The sequence below is a fragment of the Variovorax sp. DAIF25 genome (genome assembly GCF_050711835.1).
Taxonomy (GTDB): Bacteria; Pseudomonadota; Gammaproteobacteria; order Burkholderiales; family Burkholderiaceae_C; genus Variovorax.
On the sequence record NZ_CP136637.1, the window covers coordinates 649,154 to 661,453 of the forward strand.

14 protein-coding genes and 1 pseudogene are annotated in these 12,300 nt (G+C 70.3%); 9 read left to right on the plus strand and 6 right to left on the minus strand.

Features of this window, described 5'->3' with window-relative positions; all coding sequences use genetic code 11:
- Positions 1 to 122: 122 nt before the first annotated feature.
- Entirely contained in the window at positions 123 to 746 is a 624-nt protein-coding gene (locus R0232_RS37060) for a TetR/AcrR family transcriptional regulator (RefSeq protein ID WP_431514206.1), read from the minus strand.
- An 88-nt stretch (positions 747 to 834) separates the two neighbouring features.
- Between R0232_RS37060 and R0232_RS37065 the strand changes: the two genes are divergently transcribed.
- Entirely contained in the window at positions 835 to 1,494 is a 660-nt protein-coding gene (locus R0232_RS37065) for a class I SAM-dependent methyltransferase (protein WP_431514207.1), read from the plus strand.
- Here the strand turns inward: R0232_RS37065 and R0232_RS37070 are convergent.
- Positions 1,476 to 2,345 (minus strand): AraC family transcriptional regulator, encoded by an 870-nt coding sequence (locus R0232_RS37070; protein ID WP_431514208.1) that lies wholly within the window; start codon positions 2,343 to 2,345, stop codon positions 1,476 to 1,478. The genes R0232_RS37065 and R0232_RS37070 overlap by 19 nt on opposite strands.
- A gap of 99 nt (positions 2,346 to 2,444) precedes the next feature.
- Between R0232_RS37070 and R0232_RS37075 the strand changes: the two genes are divergently transcribed.
- From R0232_RS37075 to R0232_RS37085, 3 genes are all read left to right on the plus strand, one after another.
- A complete protein-coding gene (locus R0232_RS37075) occupies positions 2,445 to 2,990 on the plus strand; it encodes a carboxymuconolactone decarboxylase family protein (protein WP_431514209.1) in 546 nt (181 codons plus the stop codon).
- A 44-nt stretch (positions 2,991 to 3,034) separates the two neighbouring features.
- Positions 3,035 to 3,595: a peroxiredoxin family protein gene (locus tag R0232_RS37080; protein ID WP_431514210.1), complete on the plus strand. Its 561-nt coding sequence runs from the start codon at positions 3,035 to 3,037 to the stop codon at positions 3,593 to 3,595.
- Between the two features lie 100 nt (positions 3,596 to 3,695).
- Complete coding sequence (locus tag R0232_RS37085) at positions 3,696 to 3,881, plus strand: hypothetical protein (protein ID WP_431514211.1); 186 nt, start codon at positions 3,696 to 3,698, stop codon at positions 3,879 to 3,881.
- 13 nt (positions 3,882 to 3,894) lie between these two features.
- On the opposite strand, the gene R0232_RS37090 is transcribed toward R0232_RS37085, so the two are convergent.
- Complete coding sequence (locus R0232_RS37090; protein WP_431514212.1) at positions 3,895 to 4,644, minus strand: SDR family NAD(P)-dependent oxidoreductase; 750 nt, start codon at positions 4,642 to 4,644, stop codon at positions 3,895 to 3,897.
- Positions 4,645 to 4,745: 101 nt separating this feature from the next.
- Here R0232_RS37090 and R0232_RS37095 point away from each other — a divergent pair, with 101 nt between their 5' ends.
- The 5 genes from R0232_RS37095 (at position 4,746) to R0232_RS37115 (ending at position 10,758) form a co-directional block, all read left to right on the plus strand.
- A complete protein-coding gene (locus R0232_RS37095; RefSeq protein WP_431514213.1) occupies positions 4,746 to 5,633 on the plus strand; it encodes a LysR substrate-binding domain-containing protein in 888 nt (295 codons plus the stop codon).
- Between the two features lie 82 nt (positions 5,634 to 5,715).
- On the plus strand, positions 5,716 to 6,243 hold the full coding sequence (locus tag R0232_RS37100; protein ID WP_431514214.1) for an RNA polymerase sigma factor: 528 nt from the start codon (positions 5,716 to 5,718) through the stop codon (positions 6,241 to 6,243).
- Positions 6,240 to 7,139: a FecR family protein gene (locus tag R0232_RS37105; RefSeq protein ID WP_431514215.1), complete on the plus strand. Its 900-nt coding sequence runs from the start codon at positions 6,240 to 6,242 to the stop codon at positions 7,137 to 7,139. The genes R0232_RS37100 and R0232_RS37105 overlap by 4 nt, the downstream gene beginning before the upstream one ends.
- Before the next feature lie 86 nt (positions 7,140 to 7,225).
- Positions 7,226 to 9,628, plus strand: a complete 2,403-nt coding sequence (locus R0232_RS37110; RefSeq protein WP_431514216.1) for a TonB-dependent siderophore receptor — start codon at positions 7,226 to 7,228, stop codon at positions 9,626 to 9,628.
- A 239-nt stretch (positions 9,629 to 9,867) separates the two neighbouring features.
- The gene (locus tag R0232_RS37115; RefSeq protein ID WP_431514217.1) at positions 9,868 to 10,758 is read left to right on the plus strand and encodes an SDR family NAD(P)-dependent oxidoreductase; all 891 of its coding nucleotides are present in this window, start codon (positions 9,868 to 9,870) and stop codon (positions 10,756 to 10,758) included.
- A 15-nt stretch (positions 10,759 to 10,773) separates the two neighbouring features.
- On the opposite strand, the gene R0232_RS37120 is transcribed toward R0232_RS37115, so the two are convergent.
- The 3 genes and pseudogenes from R0232_RS37120 to R0232_RS37130 form a co-directional block, all read right to left on the minus strand.
- Positions 10,774 to 11,445, minus strand: a complete 672-nt coding sequence (locus tag R0232_RS37120) for a PDDEXK nuclease domain-containing protein (RefSeq protein ID WP_431514646.1) — start codon at positions 11,443 to 11,445, stop codon at positions 10,774 to 10,776.
- A pseudogene (locus R0232_RS37125) lies at positions 11,437 to 11,850 on the minus strand (DUF1016 N-terminal domain-containing protein); the annotation flags it as partial. The pseudogene R0232_RS37125 and the gene R0232_RS37120, both read right to left, overlap by 9 nt.
- A gap of 18 nt (positions 11,851 to 11,868) precedes the next feature.
- The gene (locus R0232_RS37130) at positions 11,869 to 12,300 is read right to left on the minus strand and encodes a GNAT family N-acetyltransferase (protein WP_431514218.1); all 432 of its coding nucleotides are present in this window, start codon (positions 12,298 to 12,300) and stop codon (positions 11,869 to 11,871) included.

Here is a 12,300-nt window from a genome sequence, read left to right on the forward strand (position 1 = left end):
ACGCACCAGGCGCTCGAACGGGCGCATCAGGTCCCGCGTTGGCCGCAACGACTATCAAATCCCCTGCGGCGGCGAAAACGAGCCCGCAAACCCATCAGCAAAACGCTCTGCCGCGCAGACTCCTAGGTCAAATACCTGATCACGAGCAACGTCACCTCGTCGGTGAAGGCCTTCACCTTGCGGTTCGCGAGCAGCGCGGGGTTGTGCAGCACGGCCTCGTGCGCGAGCGTCTCGACCGAGGAGACGCAGACGAAGGCCGCGAGATCGAGGTCGAGCGGGCGCAACTCGCCGCGGTGGGCCTCGAGATAGGCCCGTACCAGTTCGCGCACCTCGCGGTCGAAGCCCTCCACCTCCGCCAGCCGGCCGATGCGCGGAATCTGCTCGACCAGCACGCGGTGCAGCTCGGGGTCGACACGGTGCGCGTCGATCATCAGCGCGACCAGTTCGCGCACGCCCTGCTCGAGCGGCATGCCCGCGACCCGCACCAGCGCGCGGCGCAGCACTTCCATCATGTCGTTCTTGTGCCGCTCGATGACTGCGGCCACCAGCGACTCCTTGGTCGGGAAGTACTGGTAGAGCGAGCCGATGCTGGCGCCGGCCTCGGCCGCGATGCGGTTGGTGCTCGCGCGCTCGAAGCCCTCGCGCACCAGAACGCGAGCAGTGGCCTCGATCAGCGCGTCGACGGTCGCGCGCGAACGCTCCTGCGAGGCCTTCTTTCTCGGGTGGACGACGGGTGCGCGGGCCATGGCGTTCCTCGAATGCGAGTAGACATTGTGAGCAATTGCTCGGATTATCGATCGCAACGCAGCGATGCGGAACACCCCTGGAGATGCCATGAACAAGACCCTGCGCCCGGCGCGCGACTTCACCCCCGCGGTGCCGGTGCTCGGCGCCTACGACCCCATCGTGTCGCTGTTCACGCGCGAGCGGCACTGGCGCTCGGCCCTGCTGGCGCAACTCGCGCCACGGCCTTCCGACGTGATCGCCGACATGGGCTGCGGCACCGGCTCCTTCCTCGCGCTGCTCGGCCGTTCGGGGTCGATGCCTCGGCTGATCGGCATCGACCCCGACGAACGCATCCTCGAGCGCGCCCGCACCAAGCTCGCGGCCACCGGCGTGCGCTGCGAACTGCACCGCGGCTACCTGCGCGACGCGGCCGCGCTGCTGTGGCCGCTGCAGCCGACCAAGATCGTGACCAGCCTGGTGCTGCACCAGGTGCCGCTGGCCGAAAAACGCGCGGGCCTCGCGGCCATTCACGCGGCGCTGGTGCCGAGCGGCGAACTGCACATCGCCGACTACGGCCTGCAGCGCACCCGGGTCATGCGAACGCTGTTCAAGCTGGTGCAGTGCGTCGACGGCTTCGCCGACACCCAGCCCAATGCCGACGGCATCGTGCCGCTGCTGATGCGGGAAGCGGGCTTCGCCGAGGTCGAGGAGACCGCGGTGATCCCGACGCTCACAGGGTCGATCTCGCTCTATCGCGGCAGGCGCTGACCCGCCAGCCACTCGCGCGGCGACACGCCCAGCTTCTGCGCGAACACGCGCGACAGCGCCGAGGCATTGGCATAGCCGAGCGCGTCGGCGATGGTCTTCACCGAGGCCCCGCCACGCAGTTGCGCCTGCGCGATGCTGAGCCGCCAGAGCGCGAGGTAGTCGGCGGGCGTGGTGCCCACCACGGCGCGGAAGCGCTGCGCGAAGGCACTGCGCGACAGGCCCGCCTCGCGCGCCATCTGCTCGAGCACCCAGGGTTCGCCGGGCCGCTCGTGCAGGCCGACCAGCACGCGCGCGAGCTGCGGATCGCCGAGCCCCGTCAGCAGGCCCGGCGGCAGTTCGCTGTGTTCCGGATGATCGAGCAGCCAGCGCAGCAGCTGGATCAGCACCACCTCGAACAGGCGGTCGGCCAGCAGCCGATGGCCGCACTGCACGCGCGTGGTCTCGGAGAACAGCAGCGCGAGCGACTGCTCGAGCCCCTCGACCTCGCGCAGCGGCAGGCGGATCAGCGGCGGCAGCGCACGCGCCAGCGGATGGGTCTCGCCGCCATCGAAGTCCAGCGTCGCGCAGACGAAGTCCGAGCCTTCGACGGGCGCGTTGTGGAAGTGGTGCGTCAGCGGACGCGGATAGAACAGCAGGCTCGGCTCCTTCACGACCAGCTTGCGCGGCGCGCCGCTGCGCGAGGCATGCGTGACCACCATCTCGCCGCGGCGAAGCACGTGCAGGAAGCCGCGCCCCGGCTCGGCCGCGAAGCTGGTGGTGCCGCACAGCGGGCCGTTGTGGAACAGGTGCGCGCGCACGCGGAAGCGCTCGAGCAGCGAGGAGAGCCTGTCGATAGGGGGTGGCGCGGCCATCTGGACGAAAAGGTATGTTCTATGGATAAAACGATCCAAATGATACGACGATCGCGCGCAAACTTCCTTCACCGACTCACAACCCTGAAGGAAATCACCATGTCCCGCATCCCCCTCGTCTCCCCCGCCGAAGCCACCGGCGAGACCCAGGCACTGCTCTCGCAGATCCATGGCGCCTTCGGTGCCACGCCCAACATGTTCCGCGCCGTCGCCAACTCGCCGGCCGCGCTCCAGAGCCTGTGGGGATCGTTCGGCGCGCTCGGCGGCGGCGTGATTCCCGCGCAGCTCGGCGAGAAGATCGCGGTGGCGATCGCCGACCGCAATGCCTGCCACTACTGCCTGGCCGCGCACACGGCGCTGGGCCGCAAGGCCGGCGCCTCGTCGGCCGAGATGACCGCCGCGCAGCACGGCGAGTCCGCCGATCCGCAGACCGCCGCGGCGTTGCGCTTCGCGCTCGCGGTGGTCGAGCAGCGCGGCCAGATCGACGCCGCCGAGGTGCAGGCGCTGCGCGACGCGGGCTTCGACGACCGGCAGATCGTCGAGCTCCTCGCGCACGTGGCCTTGAACCTGTTCACGAACTATGTGAATGTCGCCTTCGACGTGCCCGTCGATTTCCCGGGCGTGAAGCTGCGCGCGGCCGCCTGAGCGCGAGCGCCGGGGCCTTGCCATTGCATTGGAGCCAACCACCCATGTCGAGAATCCATCCCCCGGCGCCCGAACTGCAGGTCGAGCGCTGGCTCAACACCGAGGCCCCCGTCACGCTCGAATCGCTGCGCGGCAAGGTCGTGGTGCTGCATGCCTTCCAGATGCTGTGCCCGGCCTGCGCCACGCACGGCCTGCCGCAGGCGAAGAAGACGCGGCAGCTGTTCGCCGCGAAGGACGTCGCGGTGATCGGGCTGCACACGGTGTTCGAGCACCACGAGGTCATGACGCCCGCGGCGCTCGAGGCCTTCGTGCGCGAGTACCGCTACGTGTTCCCGATCGGCATCGACCGACCCTCGCCCGGCAGCAGCATTCCGCAGACCATGCGCGCCTACCAGTTCCAGGGCACGCCGAGCGTGGTGCTGATCGACAGGCAGGGGCGGTTGCGACTGAGCCACTTCGGGCTGCTCGACGACATGTCGCTGGGCGCGGCTATCGGCCAGCTCGCGGCCGAGGACGTCGCCGCGCCGTTGATCGCGGATGCGGCGCGTGAAGAGGAACCCGTCGCGGACGAAGGCTGTGGCGACGCCGGCTGTCCGGTTGGCTGACGTCGCGCACTGGAGAGCGTCCGACAGCCGCGCCGGCGCAGCCTGCTAGCGTGAGGGTCCCCGCATCGCGGTACTACCTATCAAGACAGAGAGGGACACCATGCCGACACAACCCGACCAGGGACAGAACCACCAGAAGCCCGGCATCGTGATGTGGAGCGCGATCGCCGCGGTCGCCGTCGTGCTGGTCGTCTACGCACTGACCTGGGTGAACCACGAGCAGGACAAGCCCGCGCCCGCGACGCAGGGCGCGCCCACGGCCGTCGCACCGGTCGCGGGCAAGTAGCCCGCCGCGCGGTTCAGGCCAGCGACATCCCGCCGTCCACCCTGAGGTTGACGCCCGTCACGAAGGCACTGTCGTCGCTCGCGAGGAACAGCGCCGCGCGCGCCAGTTCGTCGGGCTGGCCCATGCGCCCCAGCGGGATCGCCTCGGCCATCTGCCGCTCGAAGCCGGGCCGCGCCGCGTCGGTGATGCCGAGCTTGGCGAGGATCGGCGTATCGACCGGCCCCGGACTCAGCACGTTCACGCGGATGCGCCGCCCCTTGAGTTCGAGCGCCCAGTTGCGCGCGAAGGCCTCGATCGCCGCCTTGGTGCCCGCGTAGACCGCATGCTCGGGCATCACGCGGGTGCCCGCGATCGAGCTCGTGAGAATGACCGAGCCGCCGTCGCGCAGGAAGGGCAGCGCCTTGGTCACGCCGAAGAACACGGCGCGCGTGTTGGTCGCGAACTGCAGGTCGTAGTTCTCGACCGTGACGGCCGCCGAGGGCTCGAGGATCGCCATGCCGGCGTTCGCGAGGTAGATGTCGATGGCGCCGAAGCGTGTCCGCACCGCGTCGAGCAGCCGGTCGTGCATCGCGAGCTCGCCGACATCGCCGACGAAGCCCATCGCATCCGGGCCGAGGCCTCGCAGCGCGGCATCCACCGCATCCTGGCGCCGTCCCACGATGGCGACGCGCGCGCCTTCGGCCACGAAGGCCTGCGCCGCGGCCAGGCCGATGCCGCTGTTGCCGCCGGTGATCAATGCCACCTTGCCTGAGAGTCTGGTCATGGAGTCTTTTCCTTTTTCGATGGAGGGATCTCTCACCTGGGTATTCCCAAGCCGCGCCAGTAGTGGGAAAAGAAGGAATCACTTGTGCCCAGGATTCCCGAATGAACACCCTCGACCAGGCCCCCGGACTGATCGCCTTCGCCACCTCGGTCGAGGCCGGCTCGTTCAGCGCCGCCGCGCGCACGCTCGGCAGCTCGCCCTCGGCGGTCTCCAAGGGCGTGGCCCGGCTCGAGAAGCATTTCGGCGTGCGGCTGTTCCAGCGCTCGACCCGCGTGCTGTCGCTCACGCAGGAAGGCGCGGCCTACTACGAGCGCATCGCGCCGCTGCTGCGCGCGCTCGACGAGGCCGGCGACGTGATGCGCCCGGCCACCACGGCGCGCGGCCTGCTGCGCATCAGCGCGCCCGTCGACCTGGGGAGGCTGCTGCTCGAAGCGGTGGTGCGCGACTTCCTGCCGCGGCATCCGGAACTCAAGCTCGAGCTGAGCCTGGCCGATCGCCACGTCGACCTGCTGCGCGAGGGCTTCGACATCGCGATCCGCGCGGGCCGGGTCGCGGACTCCGAGCTCACGGTACGCCGGCTCGGCGAGCTGCCGCTGGTGCTCGCCGCCTCGCCCGGCTACCTCGCGCGCCGCGGCACGCCCGATTCGATCGAGGCGCTGCGCGGCCATGCGCACGTGCGCTACATGCTGGGCGGCCAGGCGTTTTCGATCCGCTTCGCCGACGGCACGGTGCTCGATCCCGCGGGCGTGTTCGATACCGACAACGGCATCGCGATGCGCGTCGCGGCGCTCGGCGGCGTCGGCGTGATCCAGGTGCTGCGCCTGCTGGTGCGGGACGACATCGACGCGGGCCGGCTGGTGCCGCTGCTGCCGCAGCACCCGCTGCCACGCGTGGCGGTCTCGGCGCTGCATGCCTTCGGGCGCCAGGCGCCGGCGCGCGCGCGGCTGTTCATCGACTTCCTGGCCGGCGAACTCGCGCGGCTGGCCTGAGCGCGGCGCGGCCTTCGGGCTTGTTGCGCCCCGGCCAGGATGAAATAATAAGAACTATTCTCAACACCGAACCGCCCGCACCGTGCAGTCCGCCGCGCCGCCTTCCACCCTCATCGACGTCCTGGCGCAGCACTACGACGAGCTCGTGGACCACGTGCGGCGGCGCTTCCGCGACCGCGGCTTCGCGCGCGAGGTGGTGCACGAGGTCTGCGTCGAGCTGCTCGAGCGGCCGCCGTCGCAGGCGATCCACACGCCGCTGGCCTTCCTGCGGCACGTGTCGACGCACCGCGCGATCGACTGGTGCCGCGCCGACCAGGCGCGCGGCGCGGTCTTCGAATCGGTGGCCGAGCCGCCCGACATCCACGTGCACCTCGAGGACGGCGCGGCTGCGCTCGACTTCCGCCAGCAGCTCGAGGCGCTGGTCGCGATCGTCGAGGCGCTGCCGCCGCGCGCGCGCCAGTGCTTCCTGCTGCACCGCATCCACGGCATGACGCACGAGGCGATCGCGCGGGAGATCGGCGTGACGCGCAGCATGGTGACCCAGCACTACAACCGCGCGATGGACCGGATCGCGCTGCAGTGGGAACCGGCCCGCTCGCTGCGCGGATGAGCGCGGGCGACCTGTCGGCGCTGCCGCTGCCCGCGGCGCGCGAATCGAGCGACTCCCGCCAGGAAGGCGCGGGCCACGATCCCGTCGCGCCGTTCGCCGACGCGCTGCGCGAGCGCTTCCCCTCGCGCGAGGCGCTGCTCGCCGAAGCCCGCGCCCAGACCCGCGCCCGGCGCCGCCGGCTGGCCACGGCCGGCAGCGCGCTGGTCGCCGTGCTCGCGGCGGCGCTCTGGTGGATCGACCCCGTGCTCGAGCGCACGGCGCTGCATGCCGGCATCGGCCAGCAGGCGCGCGCCACGCTCGCCGACGGCAGCGAGGTGGTGCTCAACACCGCGACCGACCTGCGCATCGAGCGCCGGCTGCGCTCGCACCGCCTGAAGCTGGAGCGCGGCGAGGCCGCGTTCCGCGTCGCCCATGGCTGGCGCGGCTTCGTGGTCGAGTCGGGCGCGGTCGAGGTGCACGACATCGGCACCGCCTTCAATGTGCGCCAGCGCGCGGCGGGCGTCGAGGTCACGGTGCTCGAGGGCGCGGTCGAGGTGCGCGAGCCGCTGTCCGCGCCGCGCGTGCTGCGCACCGGCCAGGCATTGCTGGCCGGCACGGCCGACCGGGCGCAGCCGATCCGCGCGGTCGATGCTTCGTCGGCCGCGGCCTGGCAATCGGGCCGGCTGGTGTTCGACGGCACGCCGCTCGCGGCCGTGGTGGCCGAGTTGCAGCGCTTCCGCGCGGCACCGCTGCGGCTGGCCGACGAGGCCGCGGGCCGGCAGCGGCTGTCGGGTGCCTACGACATCGCGGGCCTCGAGGCCCTGATCGACACGCTGCCGCGCGCGCTGCCGGTCAAGGTGCGGCGCCTGCCCGGCGGCGAGGTGACGATCTCGTCGGCGCCGGAAAAAAAGTCGTAACGCGGACATCACCTTTTGCATCCCTGGTTCGCCAACTCTCGAGGACGCCCGGCCCGGGCGAAGAAAACCGAGAGAGAAGGACCTCCGTGCCCCAGAACAAGACCCGACCCCTGCGCGCCCGGCTGGCGTGCGCCGCCGCCGCCAGCCTGCTCGCGCTCGCGGCCCATGCGCAGACCGCGCCCGTGGCCGTCGACATCGCCGCGCAGCCGATGGACAAGGCCCTGGCCGCGCTCGCGCGCCAGTCCGGCGCCCGCATCGTCTATTCGACCGCGCTGACCGAGCGGCGCGAGGCGCCGGCCCTGCGCGGCAGCTTCACCGTGCGCCAGGCGCTGCAGCAACTGCTGCAGGGCTCGGGCCTGGCGCTGCACGAGGCGCCCGACGGCGGCTTCACCGTGCTGCCGGCGCAGCCGGGCACCGTGCCGCCGGGCGCGGGCGCCTCGCTGGCGCCGGTCAGCGTCACGGCCGGCACCGAGCGCGAGACCGCCATCAGCCCGGTCGACGGCTATTTCGCGCGCCGCACCGCCACGGCCACCAAGACCGACACGCCGATCATCGAGATCCCGCAGAGCGTGTCGGTGGTCACGCGCCAGCAGATGGACGACCAGCGCCCCGCGAGCCTGATGGAGGCGCTCGAGTACGCGCCGGGCGTGTTCACCGGCCAGGTCGGCGCCACCAACCGCTACGACTACCTGCCGCTGCGCGGATTCATCGAGACCAGCACCGACAACACCGTGCTCGACGGCCTCAAGGTGCTCAGCGACGGCGGCAGCTACAGCTCGATGCAGGTCGACCCCTACCTGCTCGAGCGCGTGGACGTGTACCGCGGCCCGTCGTCGGTGCTCTACGGCCGCAACGCGCCCGGCGGCCTGGTGGCGATGACCAGCAAGCGCCCCACCAGCGAGCCCTACCGCTCGCTCGAGCTCACGCTGGGCAACCGCGACCGCGCGCAGGCCGGCTTCGATGTCGCGGGGCCGATCGGCGAGGCCGGCAGCGGACTCTCGTACCGCGTCACCGGCCTGGGCCGCTACAACCGCACCCAGTTCGACCACGTGAAGGAATCGCGCTGGGCACTCGCGCCCTCGCTGCAATGGCAGGACGGCCGCACCCGCGTGCTGCTGCAGGCCTACGTGCAGGACGACCCCGACGGCGGCTACCACGGCGGCGCGCCCTACGACACCACCGTGACCGGCGCCCACAACGGCCGGCGCGTGCCGCGCAGCTTCTTCGACGGCGACAGCAGCTACAACGAGTTCAAGCGCCGCCAGCGCATGATCGGCTACCAGTTCGAGCATGCCTTCGACAACGGCTGGACCGTGCGGCAGAACTTCCGCTACCTGGCCTCGACCGTCGCGCTCGAGCAGGTCTACGGCACCACCTGGTCGGGGCCCAACACCCTCACGCGCTATGCCTCGGGCGCCGACGAGAAGTTGCGCGCCTGGACCCTCGACAACCAGGCCGAGCGCCGCTTCGACACCGGCCCCGTGCGCCACACCGTGCTGGCCGGCCTCGACCACCAGCACCGCAACCTCTACGGTGCCTGGTATTCGGGCGGTGCCACCGACCTCGACGTGGTGTTCCCGGTCTACGGCAATGCGCTGGTCGGCCCGCTCGACCGCGTGGCCGTCGACCGCAAGCTCACGCAGACCGGCCTGTACCTGCAGGACCAGTTGGCCTGGAACCGCTGGCGCCTCACCGCGAGCGGCCGCTGGGACCGCGCGCGCACCGTCAACCGCGCCTACGGCAGCGACGAGTACCTGCGCTGGAGCGGCCGCAAGTTCAGCGGCCGCACGGGCCTGGTCTACCTGTTCGACAACGGCTTCGCGCCCTACGTGAGCTACAGCGAATCGTTCAACCCGAGCGGCTTCACCGACTCGCGCGGCAACGTGCTGCAGCCCACCGAGACGCGCCAGGTCGAGGCCGGCCTCAAGTACGAGCCGCCGGGCGGCATCGGCCTGGCCTCGATCGCCGTCTACGACCTGGTGCAGAAGAACGTCGCCACGCGCATCCTGGGCACGCCCTACTACGAGCCCGCCGGCAAGGTGCGCTCGCGCGGCCTCGAGGCCGAGACGCGACTGCAGGTCCACCGCAACTTCGCGCTGCTGGCCAGCTACACCTACACCGACGCGCGCTTCCTGCGCACCGACAACGGCAACGAAAGCCGCACGCCCTACCAGGTGCCACAGCAGATGGCCTCGGTCTGGGGCGAATACACGCTCGCGCCCGGCGTCGCGCTGGGCGCGGGCGTGCGCCACATCGACCAGAGCTGGGCCGACAACGCCAACACGCGGCGCGTGCCGGCCTACACCCTGGTCGACCTGTCGCTGCGGCTGGACCTCGGCCGCATGCGCCAGGAATGGCATGGCGCGAGCCTGCGCTTCAACGTGCGCAACGCGGGCGACAAGCGCTACATCGCCTCGTGCGCGAGCCTGAACTACTGCTACTTCGGCGAGGGGCGGCGAGTTTCGGCGACCTTCGGCTACGACTGGTGAGGTCTTGATCGAGGCGCCCCGCGCCTCGATTGTCGCGCTGCACATCCAAAGGCCTCAGGCCGGCGGCCGGTCACACTCTTGCATTACCCCCATTGGCCGATGGTCAGGCCCGGATCGCGCCGCCACAATGACCGAGGCGCACGCCACGCCGCGGCCTCGTCGGAACAGAACATCCGAATCCAACACACCGACACGCGCCGCGGAATCCCACTCCGCTCCACGTCAAGGAAAGCTTTCAGATGTACTTCGAGAACAAGACCGCATGGGTGACCGGCGCTTCCTCCGGCATCGGCGAGGCCCTCGCACTCGCGCTGCTCGAGCGCGGCGCGCGCGTGATCGCCTCCGGCCGCCGCCCCGAGCCGCTGGCCGCCCTCGCGGCGCGCGCCCCCGAGCGCGTGCTGGTACTGCCCTTCGAGGCCACCGACTACGACGCCCTGCCGGCCATCGTCGAGCGCGCCGCCGGCTGGCAGGGCCAGATCGACGTGCTGATCAACAACGCCGGCATCGCCCAGCGCAGCCTCGCCATCGACACCGACCTCGCCGTCTATCGCCGGCTGATCGAGGTCGACTACCTCGCACCCGTTGCCCTCACCCAGCTCGTGCTGCCGCGCATGGCCGAACGCCGCAGCGGCCACATCGCCGTGATCGGCTCGGTGGCCGGCAAGGTCGGCGCGCCGCTGCGCACCGGCTACAGCGGCGCCAAGCATGCGGTGCAGGGCTACTTCGATGCATTGCGCGCCGAGGTCGAGCAGGCCTACGGCATCCGCGTGAGCGTCGCGCTGCCGGGTTCGGTGCGCACCGCGGTGTCGATCAATGCGCTCGGCGCCGACGGCAGCGCCCGCGGCCGCTCCGACGCGAACATCGACCAGGGCATGGAGCCTGCCGTCGCGGCCGGCCTGCTGCTCGACGGCATGGCTTCGGGCCAGCGCGAGATCGAGATCGCCGCCGGGCTCGAAGCGGCCGCGCTGCAACTGCGCCGGCACGACCCCAACCGCCTGTTCGACATGGCCGCGCAGGAAGGCGCACGGCTCGCGGCGCAGCGCGAGCAGCAGGGGGCGGGGGCGAGCTTCGATCCGGCCGACGTGCGGGCGGCGGGGACCTATGGGCAGGAAGGGCTGAAGGCCGCCTGAGCGTTGCCGGCGGGGTTACCCTGCTCCCGCCTTCTTCTTGCGTGTCCCGGATGCGGCGCGCTGCACCGTCTCCGGAGCACTGAGCGCATAGAACTCATGCAGCTTCGCCGCCAGCATCTGCCGGTCCGGCAACTGCATCTGGTACTGCGCCACCAGCGCGGGCGACAGCGTGCGGCTCAGCGCGTACTCCACGACTTCGCTGTCCTTGCTGGCGCACAGCAGCAGGCCAATTGCCGGGCTCTCGTGCGGTTTCTTCACGTGACGATCGAGCGCCTCCAGGTAGAAGTTCAACTTGCCCAGGTGCTCGGGCTCGAACGCCGTGACCTTCAGCTCGATGGCCACGAGACAATTCAGGCCGCGATGGAAGAACAGCAGATCCAGCGCGAAGTCCTGCCCACCCACCTGCACCGGGTACTCGCTGCCGATGTAGCAGAAGTCGCGTCCCAGTTCGGTGAGAAAGCGCCCCAGGTTCATCAACAGGCTGCGATGCAGTTCGGCCTCGGAATGCGGCTCGGGCAGGGCCAGGAAGTCGAGCAGGTAAGCGTCCTTGAAATGCTGCGCGGCCTGCGGCTGCATTTCTCTCAACGCCGTTGAGACTTTCGGCGGCTGGAGCACGACGCGCTCGAACAGGCCGCTGTCGATCTGCCTCGCCACTTCGCGCACCTGCCAGCCTTGCTGCGCCGTCATGCGCAGGTAGAACCCGCGCTCCTCCTCGCCCTTCGTCCGGCCGAGGATGTGCAGATGCGAAGACCAGGGTATTTCTCTCAACAACGTTGAGAGTTTTGATTCCGGCGGATACGCCTGAAAGAACTGCCGCATGCGCCACAGGTTCTGCGCCGAGAAGCCGCGCCGGCCCGGTTCTCGCCGGGAGATGTAGGCCGCCAGATGCTCGACGGTTCACTTGGCCCAACCGTCGGCTTCGATGCGCCGATGCAGATACTCGCCAATGCGCCAGTAGAGATCGATCACTTCGGCATTGACGGTCCGTGCCACACGCTGACGCGCGGCACGGATCAGTTGAACCACCTCTCCGAACGCGGCCTCCGATGTCATTTCCGCAGTGCGACGGGCTGGCTTCGTGGACTTGCTCATGGGAAAGATCCGCGTGGCTCAGCCCTGGGAGGTATAGAGACTCGGGAAATACCGCTCCATCAACGACTGCGGCCTCAACGGTGCCGTGAACCCGAACCGCTCGTAAAGCCCGTGCGCATCGCCCGTCGCCAGCGTGAAGCGACGCAGCCCCTGCAGCGCGGGAAAGCCCATCACCGCCTGCATGAGTGCCTTGCTGTATCCACGTCCCCGATGCTCGGGCAGCACGAACACGTCGACCAGGTTCGCGAAGGTCGCGTGGTCGGAGATCACGCGGGCGAAAGCCATCTGGTCGGCACCGATGAAACCGCTGAAGCACAGGGAGTGCTCGATCGAACGCTGCACGGTGGACAGCGGAATGCCTCGGCCCCAGGTCGAGCTCTCGCTGAGGAAGCGGTGAACCAGGGCGACGTCGATCGCCGCTTTGTCGGTGGTGATGCGCAGTTCGGTCAT

What these genes read in the sequence shown, in the direction of transcription:
- R0232_RS37060 (WP_431514206.1), bottom strand. Translation starts at nt 746, where the DNA reads ATGGCCCGCGCACCCGTCGTCCACCCGAGAAAGAAGGCCTCGCAGGAG.
- R0232_RS37065 (WP_431514207.1), top strand. Translation starts at nt 835, where the DNA reads ATGAACAAGACCCTGCGCCCGGCGCGCGACTTCACCCCCGCGGTGCCG.
- R0232_RS37070 (WP_431514208.1), bottom strand. Translation starts at nt 2,345, where the DNA reads ATGGCCGCGCCACCCCCTATCGACAGGCTCTCCTCGCTGCTCGAGCGC.
- R0232_RS37075 (WP_431514209.1), top strand. Translation starts at nt 2,445, where the DNA reads ATGTCCCGCATCCCCCTCGTCTCCCCCGCCGAAGCCACCGGCGAGACC.
- R0232_RS37080 (WP_431514210.1), top strand. Translation starts at nt 3,035, where the DNA reads ATGTCGAGAATCCATCCCCCGGCGCCCGAACTGCAGGTCGAGCGCTGG.
- R0232_RS37085 (WP_431514211.1), top strand. Translation starts at nt 3,696, where the DNA reads ATGCCGACACAACCCGACCAGGGACAGAACCACCAGAAGCCCGGCATC.
- R0232_RS37090 (WP_431514212.1), bottom strand. Translation starts at nt 4,644, where the DNA reads ATGACCAGACTCTCAGGCAAGGTGGCATTGATCACCGGCGGCAACAGC.
- R0232_RS37095 (WP_431514213.1), top strand. Translation starts at nt 4,746, where the DNA reads ATGAACACCCTCGACCAGGCCCCCGGACTGATCGCCTTCGCCACCTCG.
- R0232_RS37105 (WP_431514215.1), top strand. Translation starts at nt 6,240, where the DNA reads ATGAGCGCGGGCGACCTGTCGGCGCTGCCGCTGCCCGCGGCGCGCGAA.
- R0232_RS37115 (WP_431514217.1), top strand. Translation starts at nt 9,868, where the DNA reads ATGTACTTCGAGAACAAGACCGCATGGGTGACCGGCGCTTCCTCCGGC.
- R0232_RS37120 (WP_431514646.1), bottom strand. Translation starts at nt 11,445, where the DNA reads ATGACGGCGCAGCAAGGCTGGCAGGTGCGCGAAGTGGCGAGGCAGATC.
- R0232_RS37130 (WP_431514218.1), bottom strand. Translation starts at nt 12,300, where the DNA reads ATGACCGAACTGCGCATCACCACCGACAAAGCGGCGATCGACGTCGCC.